Below are 17,603 nucleotides of genomic sequence, written 5' to 3'. Positions count from 1 at the left end.
AGAAAGGGTGAGCTTCATGTTGAATGCAATTCTGCTGCTTATCGGACTACTTTCTCCCCTTAACGGTTCATCGCCCTCAGCTGATGACATGGCAATGAATTCGAATGCCGCCTCGTTCACGCCTGGGGTAGTGCAGGCTTCTCTTGCACACTTTGGGACGAGGCACGAACGAGTGACTGAATTGGATACCTTGAATGACATTTCGCTTAGTGATCAGACCGAGGATGTAATCGGCAAGAAAGGGAAGCCTGATAAGGTAACCCTAGACAAACTGACCGGTTATACGGAATATCACTATAAGGATGTCACCGTCGGACTGTTTGACGGTCAGGTATACTATGTTCATCTGGGCGCTGATGCGAAGGAGATGAAGGTGAATAAGCAGTGGGTTGCACTTCAACCCTCCTCTTTGAACCGGGCTTTCGGACCTGCTGATTATACCGCCGAGGATGGCGATGTATATACCCGGGGATATAGCGCGATCAAGATATACAGGGACGCAGCAGGAGCTGTACAGGGCATTGATTTGTTCGATGCTGGAGCTTTTGACTGACCTGGTAAATGGTGCAAGGTGATTCACGGGACGGCAGATTGGGTTAATGGCTATTTAGGTATTCAGAGCATGAACAGCATTTAGTAAAGGAGTGTGTAAATATCATGAGTATAGAAAGTACTAAATCTTATGCAAAAGTGGTGCAAAACGGAGTTCAGGCAGTGGAAACTGTCAAAGAGCTGGGTTCTACCGGTTATCTGGCTGAGAATATTTATGTACTGGCCCATGATCAGGAGCGCACGGACCGAATCGTGGATGCTACGAATGCCCAGGAGGTAGGAATCAAGGAAGAGGGAGTATTTCATTCCCTGGCTAACTTGTTCCGCTCCCGTGGGGATGAACTGCGCTCCAAGATAGTCTCTCTTGGTTTTACAGATACCGAAGCAGAATTCTACGAAAAAGAATTGGATCTGGGCAAGGTGCTTGTCATTGCTGTCCGGAAATAAGATAGAGCATGAAGAAAAATTTGTCGGTTTTTAGATAAGGAATGGGGATTTTCCCTCATTCCTTATCTATATTTTGGGATATATGAAGATGTATGTTAATAAACGTTAATTTTTTTGAGCAGCTTGTGAAGAAAATGATATAGTTGAACTGATTGAAGTCCCAGGGGAAAGAATAAAATGCAGGGAGAGCGCTATGAAAATTTTAATTGTGGACGATAATCCGACGAATATCATCATTGTCCGTGAAATTCTAAAAAAAGAAAATTACCGGGATACGGTTGCTGTCTCCTCCGCGTTCGAAATGTTCCAGCATCTTGGTCTGGATCATACCGGGCAGGGAGCGGTAATCGCAGCCACTGATATAGATTTGATTCTGCTTGATATGATGATGCCCGAGATGGATGGTATAGAGGCTTGCCGTATTGTACAGCAGTATGAAGAGCTTAGGGATATTCCGATTATTATGGTTACCGCTGTAGGAGATTCCAAGAAGCTGGCCGAGGCGCTGGATGCGGGTGCTGTCGATTACGTCACCAAGCCGATTAACAAGGTTGAGCTTATGGCCCGCATACGGCTTGCCCTGCGCTTGAAGCAGGAGAAGGACTGGCATAAAGAACGCGATCAGCGTCTGCAGGAGGAGCTTAAGCTGGCAGGCCTGGTTCAGCATGCGGTGCTGAGCGCACCCATTGATGATCCCTACTTTGAGGTTAATGCCCTGTATAAGCCTTCATTCGAGCTTGCCGGGGATTTGTATGCGTGGTATCCGCTGGGAGAAGGCAGATACGGTATTATTTTGCTGGATATGATGGGGCACGGAATCTCTTCCTCGTTATTCTGTATGTTCATTGCCTCGGTTCTGAAGGACACAGTCAATACTTATGTGGAGCCGGAGAAAGTCATTCAGGAGCTCAATCGGAGATTCAGCCAGCTTCATATAGACAGCCAACTGGTCCAGTATTATTTTACGGCGATCTATCTGGTAGTGGACACCAAGTTCAAGCGTATTGATTATGTGAATGCGGGGCATCCGCCTGGGCTTCTATATATGGAAGATGGATCGGTGACTATGTTGGAGACAGGATGTCCTCCAGTGGGGCTATTTGACAAAATAGATGCGGAGACCCGCTCCATCACCTATGAGGAGGACGGACACATCGTTCTCTATACGGATGGACTGCTTGAGGCTGTGGAAGGCACTCAGGATGATCAGATCGAATATCTCGTTACCCATCTAGCAGATGATCATAGACTGGATCTTCCGAAAATGCAGGAAATGTTCTTTGATGATCACGGTCCTCAGGAGCGTGAAGATGATAAATGTCTGGTATGGATATCACTAAAAAAAGGGGAAGGCCGGAATGAGAATCAAGAGTAAGCTGGTCATTGGCTTTGGGTCAATCATGGCAATCCTGCTTGTCTTAACCTTTATTGGTTACGATCGAATGGATTTCATGCGGAAACAGATCGATCAAGTATATCAGCAGAGATATATGAATATACGGAGCTCGGGAGAGATGCGCGGGCAGGTTAACGAAGTGACCAAGAAGCTGGCGAATCTGCTGCTTAACCCATCCCTTTCCGTTGAGAGTGCAACACCTGAGATTATGGGCAATGTTAGTAAGGCGGACGAAAGTCTCTCCGCACTAACGAAGAATAAGAATTCCAGTGCGGAAGAGAAGCTTATTATATCGAATGTGAGCCGAGCATGGGACCAGTACAAAGCGTACTTGGACAAACAGCTGTCCTTATTCAGTGAGAATGACAGAAGCCGTGCGATTAACTTCCGCAATGCTACGGGAATAGACCTTCAGAATAAAATTGTGGATAGCATTAACTCGCTGAGCACGTATCAGGATTTGAAGATTGAAGAGGAAGTTCGGTCGGCCCGGGATGCCTACGAGCAGTCCGTGCAGATCACTGTAGCAGTAATGGCCGCAGGCCTGCTGCTGGCTCTTGGGATCATGCTCTGGATCATCCCGAGTATCACCAGAGGATTCAATACCGTGTCCCAAATGATGACGAGCTTTGGGAATGGGAAATTCAGGGCGATTAGACGTATTAAGGTGAGCAATAAGGATGAGATTGGCGATGTTGCCCGGGTATTTCAGGAGTTATCTGAGGACCTGGAGGAGAAGCAGGAACTCGAGAAGAAATATCTGCAGGCCCAGCAGGATCAGGCTTGGGTGAATTCGAATTTAGCCCGGATTACCGAGCTGTTCCAGGGTGTCAATTCACTTGAACAAGTGGCACAAATGTTCATTACCGAATTCACGCCTATACTTGGCGGCCGCTACGGGGCGCTGTATACAAAAAGTGATGAGCACAGTCCCAATGAAGTGCATCTGGCGGCAGCTTATGCCATGGATGAGGCAGGACGTCCCAATAAGTCATTTAAGCTGGGAGAGGGGCTTGTGGGTCAGGTAGCTCTCACGAAAGAACCGCTGACACTTGTCAAGCTACCGGATAGCTATCTCTCGATCCGCTCCGGACTCGGGGAGGCTGAGCCAGCAGAAGTTATGATCTATCCGGTTATATTTGAAAATCAGGTTCTGGGTGTTATTGAAATTGCGAATTTCCTGCATTTCAACGACCTTCAGAAGCAGCTCTTGAAGGAACTGGCCGTAAGTCTGGGTATCATTCTTAATAATATTATGGGCCGGTTAAGAGTTGAAGAACTGCTTAGGGAGTCTCAGACTCTTGCCGAAGAGCTTCAATGTCAGTCCGAAGAGCTGCAAAGCCAGCAGGAGGAGCTTCGCCGCTCTAATGAAAACCTGGAAGAGCAGACTCTCGCGCTCAAGCGTTCGGAAGAGCAGCTGCAGCGCCAGCAGGAAGAGCTGGAGCATTTCAATACCGAACTGCTTGCGAAGACACATGCCCTGCAGGAGCAGGTTCAGGAAGTGGAAGAGAAGAACGAAGAAATCGAGAAGACTAAGCTTCAGCTTGAGCAGCAGGCCAGCCAGCTTGCGCTTACCAGCAAATATAAGTCTGAATTTCTTGCGAATATGTCCCATGAGCTGCGAACGCCGCTTAACAGTCTGCTGATCCTCTCTCAGCTTCTGTCTGAGAATAAGGAAGAGAATCTGACCCTCAAGCAGAAGGAATATGCCCAGACTATCTATATGTCGGGGGCGGATCTGCTGAAGATGATTGATGAAATTCTTGATTTGTCCAAAGTGGATGCCGGCAAGATGGAGATTAATGAAGAGTCAGTAAGCTTTACTGAACTAGAGAGATTTGTGGACACTAACTTTAGAGAAGTAGCGCTGAAGAAGAATCTCAAGCTTCATTCACAAGTCCAGGAGGGCGTACCTGATGCCATCCAAACGGATGGTTACCGGGTGAAGCAGATTCTACGGAATCTGCTGTCCAATGCCTTTAAATTCACGAGTGAGGGGGAAGTAAGCTTTAAGGTCTCCGCAGCGAGCTCCGAAGATCTTCCTTACTATCTCGATCATGACAGAGAATACCTAGCTCTAAGCATTAAGGACACAGGAATTGGCATTCCGAAGGATAAGACGGACCTGATCTTTGAAGCCTTCCAGCAGGCGGACGGCACGACCAGCCGCAGATTTGGAGGCACAGGTCTTGGACTCTCCATCAGCCGTGGCCTAGCTTCCCTGCTCGGCGGAGCGATTTCCCTGAAGACGAAGGAAGGAGAAGGCAGCGAGTTCATACTATATCTTCCCAAGGACGGGATTACACCGATTGTGAACTCACGTGCGTCTAAACCATCGAGGGCTCCAGTTATGCAGCAGCCTCCTATAGAGAAGGATTCAAGCAGCACGGATGAGGAGAGAGATAAAGTCTTTACCCTGCCTGATGACCGAAACAGCATTACTCCGCAGGATAAAGTGATGCTCATTGTCGAGGATGATCTCAATTTTGCGAAGATCCTCATTGATATGGCGAAAGCCTATGGATTCAAAACCTTGACCACCTCTCAAGGTGACGAGGGGCTGAAGCTGGCAAGAACGTATCTGCCGGATGCTGTTATTCTGGACATCCAGCTGCCTGTCATGGACGGATGGTCCATTCTTGGTGAGCTTAAGGGCAACCCGGATACCCGCCACATTCCGGTTCACGTCATCTCGGTTGTGGATGATGTAAAGCAGGGCATGAAGATGGGGGCCATCGCTTATTTGCAGAAGCCTTCTTCAAGGGAAAGTCTTGAGCGGGCGTTCTCGCACATAGAATCTTATATGGACAAGAGTTTGAAACACCTGTTAGTGGTAGAAGATGATGAAGTACAGCGGCAGGCGATTATCGAGCTGGTCGGACATGATGATGTCATCATTACGGCCGTCTCTTCCGGAGAGGAAGCGATTCGCGAGCTTCATAGCAAGCATTATGACTGTATGGTGCTCGATTTGATGCTGACGGATATGACCGGCTTTGCTCTGCTTGATCAGATCCGAGATGATGAGAACCTTCATGATCTGCCGATCATTATCTACACAGGGAAGGAACTTGACAGCAAGGAAGAGACAGAGCTGCGGAAATATGCAGAGTCTATCATTATCAAAGATGTGAAGTCGCCAGAACGTCTTCTTGATGAGACGACCTTGTTCCTGCATCGGGTAGAAGCGAATCTTCCTGAGGAGAAGCGGGAGATTCTGCGGAAGCTCCATAACAAGGAGGAGCTGTTCGAAGGCAAGAAGATTCTGCTGGTGGATGATGATGTCCGCAATGTGTTCGCGCTCTCCAGCGTGCTTGAAGGATATCAAATGGAGGTTGTCTTTGCCGAGAATGGCAGGGAGGCGATCGACCTTCTGGAAGAGCAGGGCGACTTCGATCTGATCCTGATGGATATGATGATGCCGGAGATGGATGGCTATGAAGCGATGCGCCGGATCCGTGAGATACCGCAATTCGAGAAGCTCCCGATTATTGCCCTTACAGCGAAAGCAATGAAGGATGACCGCTTTAAATGTATCGAAGCTGGAGCCTCGGATTATATGAAGAAGCCGATTCAAACGGATCAGCTTTTATCATTAATGAGGGTTTGGTTGTATTCGTAAGCGGAATTATAGGGTAATAAGGATTAACTTGATAAGATGAATTCGAAGGCAGGGGATGAAATTCATGACACCAGACCATTTATTCGAAGGTGATGTTCACTCCCCTCTTGAAGTAGATATCCATGAACGGGAGAGCATCGAAATCGAACTGCTGCTTGAGGGGATTCATCGTCTCTACGGTTACGATTTCCGGAATTATGCGATGCCCTCTCTCAGGCGCCGCATATGGCACTGTATTCATGCTGAGAATCTGAAGACCGTATCCAGCCTGCAGGAAAAGGTGCTGCATGACCGGGATTCTTTTGATAGACTGGTATATAACTTATCCATTCCGGTAACGGAAATGTTCAGGGACCCTGAGCTGTTCAAAACTTTTCGCCAGAAGGTAATTCCGATCCTCAGAACCTATCCGTACATCCGGATCTGGCACGCAGGATGTTCAACTGGAGAAGAAGTATACTCCATGGCCATTATGCTGCATGAAGAGGGTCTTTATGAGAAATCGAGGATTTACGCAACGGATATGAACGATCGTTCCCTTGCTCAGGCAAAGGAAGGGATTTTCAATATTGAAAAAATGCAGCTCTATACGAAGAACTATCTGGCGGCTGGGGGCACCCGGTCGTTCTCAGAATACTATACAGCGAAATATAACTCGGTAATTTTCCAGCCGTTTCTAAGGAAGAACATGCTGTTTGCAGAACACAATCTGGCGACAGACGGTTCCTTTAATGAGTTCAATGTGATCTTCTGCCGCAATGTCATGATCTATTTCGACGACAAGCTTCGGAATCATGTCCATAAATTGTTTCACGAAAGTTTAAATCACTTTGGTGTACTGGTGTTAGGCTCGAAAGAATCCATTCATTTCACAGACTTTGCTGACTGCTATGAGCCAATGGACATGACAGAGAAAATTTATCGTAAGATCAAATAAATTTGTCACCATTTTTGAGGAGGATTCCATGGGGTATCACGAACCAATTCACATATTGCTGGTAGACGACCGCCCCGAGAATTTGCTCGCTCTGGAGGCGGTGCTCGATAGTGAGCAGTACAATCTGGTTAAGGCAACCTCGGGGGAAGAGGCTCTTAGACACTTGCTGAAAGATGAATTCGCCGTGATCGTGCTTGATGTGCAGATGCCGGGGATGGATGGGATTGAGACGGCAAAGCTGATCAAAGCCCGTGACAAGACGAAGGACATTCCAATTATTTTCATCTCAGCCAACAGCAAAGAAGCGGACCAACTGTTCGCAGGGTACTCAGCAGGTGCTATCGATTATATGGTGAAGCCGTTCATTCCCCAGATTTTAAGATCGAAGATCGAAGGGTTCGTCAGTATGTATCTGACCAACAAGAAGCATAAGACACAGTCGATGCTGCTTCATCAGAAGACCCTTGAACTGGAGAAAATTAACGAGGAATTGATCAAGGCCAAAGAGGCTGCGGAGATTGCAGCCAAAGCCAAGACTGAGTTCCTGGCCATGATGAGTCATGAGATCCGTACGCCGATGAACGGGGTTATCGGAATGATTGATCTTCTGATGGAGACGGAGCTTAAGGACGAACAGAAGGAATATACGGATATCATTCGCAAGAGTGCGGACGCGCTGGTAACCGTGATTAACGATATCCTGGATTTCACCAAGATGGAGTCTGGCAAGATGGAGCTTGAAGAGACTCCGTTCGAGCTTCAGAGCGGGATCCAGGAGGTGTTCAATCTATTCTCGGTGGACGCAGGCCGTAAAAATCTGGAGCTGGTCTACTTCATCGATGAACAGATTCCTTCGGTAATCTACGGAGATCAAGGGCGCATACGTCAAATCTTGATCAATCTGATCTCAAACGCAATCAAATTTACAGACCATGGCGGAATTTATCTGGTCGTTACGCCAAAATATGTGGAAGCCGAGCGCATGTCTCTGGAGTTCACGGTAAAAGATACAGGTATCGGTATTCAGGCTGAGAAGATCGATAAGCTGTTCAAGCCATTCTCCCAGCTTGATTCGTCTATGACCCGTAAGTACGGAGGAACTGGGCTGGGACTTGCGATCTGCCGTACACTCGTTCAAATGATGGGCGGAGAGATTCGAGTAGAATCAATGGAAGAGAACGGAGCGACCTTTATTTTTACGGTAAATGTGGGAAAGTATGAGGATCACTCCGAGGATTTTAGCAACGGAAATCTGGAAGATCGGAGTGAAATTGTTCAATTGCTGTCTCCCAGACGGGTTCTGATCGTGGACGATCATCCGATTAATCAGAAGCTGATGCTGAGTATGCTTCGCAAGCTCGGCTATACTGCGGACGTGGCCGAGAATGGTGAACGGGCGATTGAGATGGCTCAAATGCCCGGAGGCTATGACTATATCTTTATGGATCTGCAGATGCCGGTTATGGACGGACTGGAAGCTACCCGGCGGATTTGTGCAGAAGCTCAGGTGGACCAGGCGCCGATGATCATTGCCATGACCGCGAATGTCATGGAAGGTACGAGAAGCCGCTGTCTGGAGGCCGGGATGGTCGACTACGTCAGTAAGCCCGTCAAGCTTAGCAGCCTGAAGAAAATATTGACCAAGTATACGGAGAACCTGGTAACTATGGACGAAATGGAGCAGTTAAAAGGCAGCTAATCCAGCCGCAATTTATTGCTTTGGTTCACGAGCTCACTTTTGGGTTAATGAATGTAGAATGGGCTGTTCACATTAAAGAAAAAGAAAACATATTTCAGGAGAGAGTGTCTATGAATACAAATAAGAATGATAAGTTCAACGCTACTACCCAGGTAGAAGACGGTACCTGCACAGTTTATTTAAAAGGAGAACTGGATTTATCCGTGGCTCCGGACTTTAGACAGGTAATGGAACCTCTTGTAGGGGATGGGGAGCTTGACTTGGTGATTAACCTCAAGGATTTGAAATACATTGATAGCACAGGCATTGGCATTTTGTTATCTATACTGAAGGCCAGACATGGCATGAGCGCACAGTTTCTTGTTCGGGAAGTTCCGGCCCAAATTCAAAAGTTGTTTGACATGACCGGAATAGCTAAATTTTTTGCTTCACAGGAGAATCCCCAATAGGAAAGGATCGAAGTTAGAATGAAAGACGAAGTTCAAAGAGTTACATTACATTTACCGGCTACGGCGGATTATGTCGATATTGTTAGATTGAATTTATACGGGATTGCTTCCAAGATGGGTTTCTCCTATGAGGACATTGAAGATATGAAGGTTGCAGTCTCTGAAGCCTGTAACAACTCGGTTCTCTATGCCTACAAGCAGGAGGATGGCACGGTCGAGGTTACTTTTGATATCAAGCCGGATTCATTGTCAATTACGGTCAAAGATGAAGGGGAGAGCTTTGATTCGTGGGACAAAACAGACGATCGGGTAACGCTTCATGATAAAAATCTGGACGATGCCCAAATCGGTGGTCTCGGCTTCTATTTAATGCAGGCGCTTATGGATGACGTGAGCGTTGTGAGCGAAGCAGGGAAAGGAACAAAGGTAGTCCTCATCCGCAACCTCGCTCGCAGTGAGGAGAAGGTATGACGGATAGACTGACTCCCCCCGAGTCGATGAATGAAGCAATCGGTCTCATCTGGGAATACCAGCAGACCAAAGATAATGAAATTGCCACCGTACTCATCAAGAAATATGAGCCTATGGTGAAGATGGCTGCAGGCAAGATTGCCCGCAACCGTCCGGACTTGTATGAGGACTTGTATCAAGTGGGACAGATGGCTCTGATTCGGCTGCTTCAGCAGTACGATATCGAGCTGGGTATCCCTTTCGAGCCTTATGCCATGAAGAGCATGATCGGTCACATGAAGAATTTCCTGCGGGACAAATCCTGGTATATCCAGGTACCGCGACGAATCAAGGAGAAGGGCGCCTTGGTTCAGCAGGCGATTGATGAGCTTACCGTCAAGCTCGAACGGTCTCCGGATGTGAAGGAGATTGCCTCATTCCTGGATCTTTCGGTGGAAGAGACGATTGAAGTGCTCGCCGGCCGGGAATGCTATCATTATGTCTCTCTGGATTCACCGCTCTCGCAGGATGAGAGTACGGCAACCCTCGGAGAATTAATCAGCTCCGATGCTAACGATTATGATACGGTTGAGAAAAGAATGGATCTTCAACAGGCACTTAGCCAGCTGAAAGAGCAGGAGCAAAGTGTACTGCTTCTGGCGTTCCAGGATGGTCAATCCCAACGTGCGATTGCCCAGAAGCTTGGAGTATCTCAAATGAGTGTCTCCCGTATTCAAAAACGTGCCACCGAGAAGCTTAAGCAGATCATGTCGAACTCGGGTTCCTAATATGTTCTTTATTAACTCTAATGACTCCTGAAGACACGCCATTCTTCCAAGAATGAGGCGTGTCTTTTTTGAAGAGAATTTATTTTGAACAGAGAAAGGGGGAGCCTGGTAATGAAGGAAGAATCAAAAGTGCAGCAGGAATGGACCATGGACCAAGGCTGGAAGTGGATTAATTTGAATATTGAGAACTGGGAAATGGCAGAGGTGAAGGCACTGGAAGAAAGTTATCATTTGGCTGACGAATGGCTTCATGAGATTCCCAAGGTAGAGACCAGCTATCTTTCCGTGCGATTAGGCGACAATGACCGTCCGATTATATTTGGTACAATGCTGTACTCGGTCAAGCTTGAAATTGATTCTTCTAAGTCTTGCAGTAAATTTCACTTTTTTCTGAGTGATGACGTATTTATAACCATTAACCTGGATGAAGATACTCGCCGCATCATGACCTCGGATGAACGCCTGAAAGTGATGAAAGGATGTTCCCATCCGAGCGACGGGTTGTTTATTCTCGGCAGGACCTTGATTCATTATTTCCATACCGGTATGGATAACTTTGAGGCCAATCTCCGCCGGGTTGAGGATATCATGAGGAAGCGCAATAAGAAGAACATTATGGACCGGATTCTCAACGCCCGGTTTGAGCTGCTGTATTGGCACAATTTATTCATCCCCTTTCAGGAGCTCCTCACCGCCTCACGCGAAGCCTATTTAGAGGAAATGGACAACAGTGTGTATTTCAAGCGGTATTATTATAGGCTGGAGAGGGTAGAGCAGTTGTTCTTCCACTATGAGCGGGAGATCGATACGCTCATCTCCATTGATGATGCGATTTCAGCATTCCGGGGTAACGAAATCACGAAGACACTTACGATTATCGCTGCTATATTCACCCCAGCAACCGTGGTTGGCGCGATTTGGGGAATGAACTTTGACTATCTGCCCTGGATCAAAACCGGGGTATGGGGGTTCGCTTTAATCACGACCATCATTTTGCTCAGTACGATAGCTCTGGGTATTTGGCTTAAAGCCAAGGGGTGGACAGGGGATTTGCTTGAGGTTGAAGATGAGGAATCGAATCTGTAAAAAGAAGTACAAATAAAATAAGCCTGCGCAGCTGCTCAGGCCATGAAAGGGCACCTGGTTAGGTGCTCTTCTTATTGTTTGGGGTCATTCTCCAGACCCTTTTCTTTATCTTCTGTGACCGTATCCATTTGATCCATTTCGTTACCCAGGCGCTTCAGATCTTTCATGTCATTAACCATAGACCCGTTCTCGGCCTCGTTGATATCCTTGTGCTTAGGCACATTGCCTGCTGCAGCATCAATGATTTGATCACGGGTATACTTTTCTTGTTCATCTTTGGGATTATTGGAGCTCATGCTAAAGTCCCCTTTCCGGGTGTAATGTTACTTCTTATACGCATCCATATAATGCTGAATGTTGGCCAGGAATTCACCAATCAGCGGCATCGAGACAAAGAAGCTGGTGATCCAACCGAATAAAGCCAAGAGCAACGCAGTACCGATCGTCAGCCCAAGCCCGCGTGCCAGACCTGCGGTGAAATTCGAGATTAGCCGCTTCTTAGGATTTGTATAATTCTCAATAATATCCTTGAAGTCGGATCTTTCCAGCGCATCCGCAATATCATCCAGGCGTGAATTCAGGCGCTTCACTTCATGCCTGAGCTCAAAAGGATGGTCTTTGGTGTCATATTGCTTCAGTTCTCCCATATAGAAATTCACGTCCTTTCTGTAAAAGTAGGGATAAGAAATAGCCAGCTGAAGAAGGCTGGCTATTTCACAAGATCATCTTCTTAGAGATTAGAAAGAAGCACTTGTTTTGTTATGAACTTCACGGGCAGTATCCTGGGAAGCCTTGCGAATGTCGCTGGAAAGCTCATTCGAAGTGTCTTTGGCTTCACTAGCTACTTCACTCGCGGAATCTTTAGCATCTTCCGATACGCTAGTAGCTGCTTGCTTCACTTCTTCGCCAACCATAGAAGAGGCTGTCTTCACACTGGATACAAGCGTACTTGCGCTTGAACCTACGGTTTTTGCCAAATCTGTTGTTTTTGCTGTAACATTCTTAGCCAGATCTGTAGCCTTTTCCGTTACAACGGAAGCTACATCTTTGGATTTGTCGCATACCGTACTCCATTTATCGGACAGATCGCTGCGCATTTCACGGCCCGGTTTTGGAGCGTACAGAAGAGCTGCAGCTGCACCAAGAAGACCGCCAATGATCAAACCTTTTGTGAAAGTCGAACCGCTTTGTACCGGATAATCTGTTTCTGCTTTATTCATTCTAATCACTCCTTAATGGATTTATGTTATACAGCCGAACTAGATAATCTGAGCCAGATTTGGTGTAGTCCAGTCTGTATCTTGAAGAGCTTTTGCGTTGCCAGGCTCTGATTGTTGCTCAGCTTACTTTGTATATAAACTTCATGCCTTTGGCTGAAACAAATAGGTATAATATACTGTAGTAGCTGAAATTAAGATGCGTTGACGATAAGGAGACGAACAGAGATGAGAGAAGCTGTCCTGGTTCAGGAGTTCCGTGCGGGCATTCTGGAGTGTGCGCATGAGGGTCATATAAGTATAGTGAACGAGAAAGGGGACGTGGTCTACTCGGCAGGAGATCCTGATTTTGTCGCTTTCACGCGCTCATCAGCCAAGCCTTTCCAGGCTATTCCCGCCATACGGGCCGGTGTGGTCGGCCACTACCATCTTACGGCAGACGAAGTGGCGATTATGACGGCGTCCCATCGGTCACAAGAAGTACATGTACAGACGCTTGAGCGGTTAAGCGACAAAATAGATATAGAAGAACATTGTCTCGTCTGTGCGCCTAGCCTGCCGCTGGATGAGACAGCCAAGGAGGAGCTGCTGCGTGCGGACGGTCATCGGCGCAGACTGTTCCATAATTGTTCAGGTAAGCACTTTGGAGTCCTTGCTTACGCCAAAATGATGGGTTATCCGATTCAGGGCTATGATCAGCCTGAACATCCGGTTCAGCAGGAGATCTTAACCACACTGGCAGCACTTGCCGAGATGGACAGGGAAGAGATTGGGCTTGGGACGGACGGTTGCGGGTTCCCTGTCTTTGCGCTTCCGCTGTCCTCGCTAGCCAAGGCTTATTTGAAGCTGGCTTGTCCGGATCAAATCAAAGATGAGGCTACACGCGAAGCGGTCATTCAGATTACGGGCGCGATGAACGCCCATCCTGTTCTGGTCGGCGGAACAGACAGAGTGGATTCCATCCTGCTGCAGGATTCCAACATCGTGGCGAAAGGCGGATTCAAGGGGGTATACTGCTTCAGCCTGAAGAAGGAACGGCTTGGCGTAGCTTTGAAGATTCTGGATGGATCTGAAGAGGAGTGGGGGCTGGTTGTTCTGAGGATTTTGGAGCAGCTGGGCTACAGCTGCCAAGAGACATTGGAGAGGCTGAGGGGGGCATTCAGCAATGAGATCTTCAATGATGCCGGCCGGAAAGTGGGATATGCGGAGACCAACTTTGAATTAACAGCTGCCCATTAAGATAGAAGTGTCCTAGATTGAACTGTTTCAAGCGGCCATATTCGTGGCTCTTGGACAGTTCTTTTTTGCTTTGTAATAGAGATTTCGATCAGCGATGAGACTGGAAATGCCCATGATTAGTTCTGAAGGCTTAAGGGTAAGGAATAGCAAGAAAGTGCTGATATATAGGCATTTCAAGGCTCACATTCTCATATATGAAGTCAAATATAGGACCGTGGAGGTTGATACGAATGATAAAAGTGATAACTTCGGATGAACGCCATACTTCTGACCGTGGATGGATTACAAGTGAATTCAGCTTTTCATTTTCTGAGTACGAAGATCCAAGTAATGCTCATTTCGGATGTCTGCTGGCCCATAATGAGAATATACTGAAGCCGGAGCAGGGATTTAAGAGACATCCGCATCATGACCTTGAAATTGTAAGTTATGTAGTGTCGGGAACGCTAGCTTATCGCGATGATATGGGTAACTCTCATGAACTGAGGCCTGGCGATGTCCAGGTGATGAGTGCCGGTACAGGGGTTGAACACGAGGAGAAGAACCCTTCAAGTCAAGAGGAGGTCCGGTATATTCAAATGTGGTTTTTGCCGGATCAGAGGAGTGAGTCTCCAACCTGGAGAACCCTTTCTTTTAACACAGAAGATCGGCTGAACAAGCTGCTGCCCGTGGTATCTGGTAATGGAACTGAAGGCACGCTGCCTATTAATCAAGAGGTAACCATTTACCTGAGCACGCTTGAAGAGGGGCATGAGGTGAGTCTTCCTCACCGGGATGAACGCAGGACTCATGTATTCCTGATCGATGGGGATATCGATTTGAAGTGTGGAGATGAACAACTTTCGCTGAATCCAGGGGATGCTACCCGCATCAAGAAAAGCAGCGATCTTGCCTTCAAGGGAACAGGAAGCAGCGGTCCGGCAGAATTGCTGATCGTAGATATGCCTTAATAGATGAGTTCCAGATTAGCACTAATAAGAATATTCAGTAATGAATAAGAGTCCTCTCCGGACCTGTCAGATCAGACAATCGGAGTGGACTCTTTTTCTTTGCTTCATTAGATAGCTTCCGTACTTAACCTCTCAGATTACCCAGTTCAGAAGCTACGGCTTCAACTTCCGATATGCTGAGTCGTTCCTTGCTCATTACAATTTCATACACTTCATAAATATCATCGTAGCGTTGGACGGAGAAGGCGGAAGCCTGCATGGCAGCACCTGTAGCCATTCTCAGCTTATTCTTGATCGCTTCGATCATATATTCAACGTTCTCTTGGGTCTTCTGGGTCAAGTCCATACTTCTCATCCTCTCATTGCAGCATCATACAGGGTATTGTATCACTTTTGCGGCATCCAGAGAAGATAAGGTACAATAGCAGTACAGTGACTCAGGTTAGGGAGAGAATACATTAGGATGAGAACACACAAACGCGGCCCCTTGGAGGAAGCTCTGGTTCGCCGGAAATGGTCCGCAGCCAGCGAATTGAACGGGTTCTTCATGGAAGTCTGGAGTCAGAATCAGGGAGATGAGGTGACCTTCCTGTGTATCGGAACAGATCGTTCATCCGGGGATGCGCTGGGCCCTTTGGTAGGAAGCAAGCTGGTTGAATACGGCTTCCGTCATGTGATCGGCACCCTGGAACATCCTTGTGATTCAATGAATTTCATTGATCGGCTGAAGACGATCCCCGAGAACCACCGGATTGTGGCCATTGATGCTTGTCTGGGGACCGCTCCTTCTGTCGGCCACTATATTCTGGCTCGGCAGTCCCTGATGCCTGCTCAATCTGTTGGCGGTACACTGCCTTCAGTCGGGGACTATAGTGTGGCGGCGATTGTAAATGTGAAGGGGCCTAAGCCATACACTTCCCTGCAGATGACATCGCTGTACCGGGTCATGTGCATGGCAGAAGAAATTGCAAGTGCTGCGGCGGCCGCTTTCGGTATAATTCCCAATTTAGCAACCAAGCATGGTTCAGAGTCGGCGGTATTAGATTAATAGTAATCATAATCCCACTACATATAAGCGAAAGAAGGTATATACAATGGACAAAGTAAATGTGAATGGAACGGTAATCGCTTACGATGACCGCGGAGAAGGCGAAGTCGTAGTCCTGGTTCACGGATTTTGCGGAAGCTCAGCTTACTTTGAGCGTCTGAGTCCTCTTTTATCGAAGTCTTACCGGGTTATCGCTCCCGATCTGAGGGGACATGGCTTCTCGGATGCACCCCTTGGCTCGTATACCATGGAGCAGATGGCGGATGATATTGCAGGGCTGCTTGAATCTCTGGGGGTCAGCAAGTATACGCTGATCGGACACTCCCTGGGCGGTTATGTTACACTCTCACTTGCTCAGAGATATGCTTCCAAGCTGAATGCATTTGGTCTGCTTCATTCTACGGCGTATCCGGATAGCGATGAGGCCAAGGAGAAGCGGCTGAAGGCAGTCTCTACGATTCAAGGCGAGGGAATCACTGCTTTTATCGATGGTCTTGTACCGGGCTTGTTCGCACAGGAGAATGTAGAGAAGCTGAAGAATGAAGTGACCCGGGCCAAAGAAATTGGCTACAAGACTCCGCCCCAAGGAGCTGCGGGTGCTGCTCTGGCTATGCGCGAACGTCCAGACCGTACGGATGTGCTGTCCGCGTCGACACTGCCGCGCCTTCTGATTGCAGGAGAGAAGGATCGTCTGATTCCCTCCGAGAAGACGTTCACGGCCAAGGGAGGCAATGTGGTTGAAGCGGTGATTCAAGGCTCTGGACATATGAGTATGTACGAAGCTCCCGAGCAGCTGGCCGAGGTGATATTGGATTTCATGAAGCAGGTACATGCTTAATCCGGAGAATGACTTACAGATTCAATGATATAGGTAGTTAAATGTTACGCAGCCGGGCGCCCATAAGGGTTCCCCGGCTTATTTCTGTTGGAGGGAGGAACCGGGAAACTGGTAATCAGCGTGAAAATAACTTAAAATTTTTATCATATAAAATATTGGGGCAGATTGGCTTGAGCAGGAGAGGCGGACGAAAGAGATGTTAAGAAGAGATTATCTCATTCGGATGATCGAAGAGATGTCCGAGGTGATGGGCACATTCCTTGGCCTGAAGCAGCAGAAGAAGCGCACAGAATTACTCTGGCAGCTGGATGAACAATATAAGAAGCATTTCCGGCTGAACAGTGAGCTAATGAATTCTTTGTCTATCCGGGATCTTATTGAAATCTTTCGTTATGGAGGCATTCTGGAAGTGGACAAGCTGCAGAGTGCAGCTCTTCTCATGAAGGAGGAGGCACTTATCTACATAGAGAATCAGGAAAAGGATAAAGGCCTTATCCGTTCCATCAAGGCCCTTCATCTGTTCCTCTTCGCGGCTCTTGAGGGAGCGGACCGCTCTCTGTGGAACCTGGACGCTCAGGTAAGTGAGCTCCAATCCATGGTGCAGGGATACCGGCTTCCGTCAGAGACAGAGAAGCTGCTGCTGCGATATGAAGAAGAGCGGGGACGCTACGATCTGGCAGAGAATGCATTGTACCGTCTGATCGATCGGAGTATAATACAGCCGGAAGAAGCCAGAGAATTCTATGAACGCCTGCTTACGCTTAGCCCGGAGCAGCTGGACAGGGGAGGCCTGCCGCTGAACGAGGTGCAAGAAGGCCTGGCGGGCCTTAGCCGTGTTAAGAAATAAACCGATCTACAATTAATGATAATGGGAAAGTGAGCTGT

At 47.7% G+C, this 17,603-nt stretch carries 19 protein-coding genes; 15 read left to right on the top strand and 4 right to left on the bottom strand.

The genetic code is table 11. The annotated features are described in order from the left end of the window. Nucleotides 1-16 precede the first annotated feature (16 nt). The 10 genes from ACEN86_RS16810 to ACEN86_RS16765 all read left to right on the top strand — a co-directional run bounded on the left by ACEN86_RS16810 (nt 17) and on the right by ACEN86_RS16765 (nt 11,426). Entirely contained in the window at nt 17-553 is a 537-nt protein-coding gene (locus ACEN86_RS16810) for a hypothetical protein (RefSeq protein WP_495631690.1), read from the top strand. A gap of 104 nt (nt 554-657) precedes the next feature. After that, nucleotides 658-999: a YflT domain-containing protein gene (locus ACEN86_RS16805; protein WP_495631689.1), complete on the top strand. Its 342-nt coding sequence runs from the start codon at nt 658-660 to the stop codon at nt 997-999. Between the two features lie 193 nt (nt 1,000-1,192). Beyond that, nucleotides 1,193-2,374 carry a PP2C family protein-serine/threonine phosphatase gene (locus ACEN86_RS16800; protein ID WP_495631688.1) on the top strand — a complete coding sequence of 394 codons (1,182 nt, stop codon included), beginning with the start codon at nt 1,193-1,195 and terminating at the stop codon, nt 2,372-2,374. Continuing rightward, nucleotides 2,358-6,017: a response regulator gene (locus ACEN86_RS16795; protein ID WP_495631687.1), complete on the top strand. Its 3,660-nt coding sequence runs from the start codon at nt 2,358-2,360 to the stop codon at nt 6,015-6,017. Before ACEN86_RS16800 ends, ACEN86_RS16795 begins: the two co-directional genes overlap by 17 nt. Before the next feature lie 64 nt (nt 6,018-6,081). Continuing rightward, nucleotides 6,082-6,954, top strand: a complete 873-nt coding sequence (locus ACEN86_RS16790) for a CheR family methyltransferase (RefSeq protein WP_495631686.1) — start codon at nt 6,082-6,084, stop codon at nt 6,952-6,954. A gap of 28 nt (nt 6,955-6,982) precedes the next feature. Continuing rightward, nucleotides 6,983-8,653, top strand: coding sequence for a response regulator (locus tag ACEN86_RS16785; protein ID WP_495631685.1), 1,671 nt, complete (start codon nt 6,983-6,985; stop codon nt 8,651-8,653). Nucleotides 8,654-8,763: 110 nt separating this feature from the next. Continuing rightward, nucleotides 8,764-9,102, top strand: a complete 339-nt coding sequence (locus tag ACEN86_RS16780; protein WP_495631684.1) for an STAS domain-containing protein — start codon at nt 8,764-8,766, stop codon at nt 9,100-9,102. Nucleotides 9,103-9,120: 18 nt separating this feature from the next. Then, nucleotides 9,121-9,573 carry an anti-sigma B factor RsbW gene (gene rsbW / locus ACEN86_RS16775; protein WP_495631683.1) on the top strand — a complete coding sequence of 151 codons (453 nt, stop codon included), beginning with the start codon at nt 9,121-9,123 and terminating at the stop codon, nt 9,571-9,573. Continuing rightward, entirely contained in the window at nt 9,570-10,340 is a 771-nt protein-coding gene (locus ACEN86_RS16770) for a sigma-70 family RNA polymerase sigma factor (protein WP_127200283.1), read from the top strand. The genes rsbW and ACEN86_RS16770 overlap by 4 nt, the downstream gene beginning before the upstream one ends. 111 nt (nt 10,341-10,451) lie before the next feature. Continuing rightward, nucleotides 10,452-11,426, top strand: a complete 975-nt coding sequence (locus tag ACEN86_RS16765; protein WP_495631682.1) for a magnesium transporter CorA family protein — start codon at nt 10,452-10,454, stop codon at nt 11,424-11,426. A 71-nt stretch (nt 11,427-11,497) separates the two neighbouring features. Here the strand turns inward: ACEN86_RS16765 and ACEN86_RS16760 are convergent, their stop codons facing one another. From ACEN86_RS16760 to ACEN86_RS16750, 3 genes are all read right to left on the bottom strand, one after another. Beyond that, nucleotides 11,498-11,722, bottom strand: coding sequence for a hypothetical protein (locus ACEN86_RS16760; protein WP_495631681.1), 225 nt, complete (start codon nt 11,720-11,722; stop codon nt 11,498-11,500). Between the two features lie 27 nt (nt 11,723-11,749). Next, the gene (locus ACEN86_RS16755) at nt 11,750-12,073 is read right to left on the bottom strand and encodes a DUF5665 domain-containing protein (RefSeq protein ID WP_495631680.1); all 324 of its coding nucleotides are present in this window, start codon (nt 12,071-12,073) and stop codon (nt 11,750-11,752) included. A gap of 90 nt (nt 12,074-12,163) precedes the next feature. Next, the gene (locus ACEN86_RS16750) at nt 12,164-12,646 is read right to left on the bottom strand and encodes a YtxH domain-containing protein (RefSeq protein ID WP_495631679.1); all 483 of its coding nucleotides are present in this window, start codon (nt 12,644-12,646) and stop codon (nt 12,164-12,166) included. Nucleotides 12,647-12,871: 225 nt separating this feature from the next. Here ACEN86_RS16750 and ACEN86_RS16745 point away from each other — a divergent pair, with 225 nt between their 5' ends. Both ACEN86_RS16745 and ACEN86_RS16740 read left to right on the top strand, forming a co-directional pair. Further along, nucleotides 12,872-13,882 carry an asparaginase gene (locus ACEN86_RS16745; RefSeq protein WP_495631678.1) on the top strand — a complete coding sequence of 337 codons (1,011 nt, stop codon included), beginning with the start codon at nt 12,872-12,874 and terminating at the stop codon, nt 13,880-13,882. A 230-nt stretch (nt 13,883-14,112) separates the two neighbouring features. Next, entirely contained in the window at nt 14,113-14,832 is a 720-nt protein-coding gene (locus tag ACEN86_RS16740) for a pirin family protein (RefSeq protein ID WP_495631677.1), read from the top strand. 124 nt (nt 14,833-14,956) lie between these two features. On the opposite strand, the gene ACEN86_RS16735 is transcribed toward ACEN86_RS16740, so the two are convergent. Further along, nucleotides 14,957-15,178, bottom strand: a complete 222-nt coding sequence (locus ACEN86_RS16735; RefSeq protein ID WP_495631676.1) for a DUF1128 domain-containing protein — start codon at nt 15,176-15,178, stop codon at nt 14,957-14,959. 117 nt (nt 15,179-15,295) lie between these two features. On the opposite strand from ACEN86_RS16735, the gene yyaC reads away from it, so the two are divergent. The 3 genes from yyaC to ACEN86_RS16720 all read left to right on the top strand — a co-directional run bounded on the left by yyaC (nt 15,296) and on the right by ACEN86_RS16720 (nt 17,565). Then, a complete protein-coding gene (gene yyaC / locus ACEN86_RS16730) occupies nt 15,296-15,880 on the top strand; it encodes a spore protease YyaC (RefSeq protein WP_495631675.1) in 585 nt (194 codons plus the stop codon). Between the two features lie 46 nt (nt 15,881-15,926). Next, a complete protein-coding gene (locus tag ACEN86_RS16725; RefSeq protein WP_495631674.1) occupies nt 15,927-16,718 on the top strand; it encodes an alpha/beta fold hydrolase in 792 nt (263 codons plus the stop codon). Between the two features lie 196 nt (nt 16,719-16,914). Further along, nucleotides 16,915-17,565 (top strand): DUF6483 family protein, encoded by a 651-nt coding sequence (locus ACEN86_RS16720; protein WP_495631673.1) that lies wholly within the window; start codon nt 16,915-16,917, stop codon nt 17,563-17,565. Nucleotides 17,566-17,603: the final 38 nt, after the last annotated feature.

The sequence above is a fragment of the Paenibacillus sp. Paensp111 genome (genome assembly GCF_059492195.1).
Note: the sequence above shows the minus strand (reverse complement) of the source record. Positions and strands in the feature narration are given on the sequence as shown.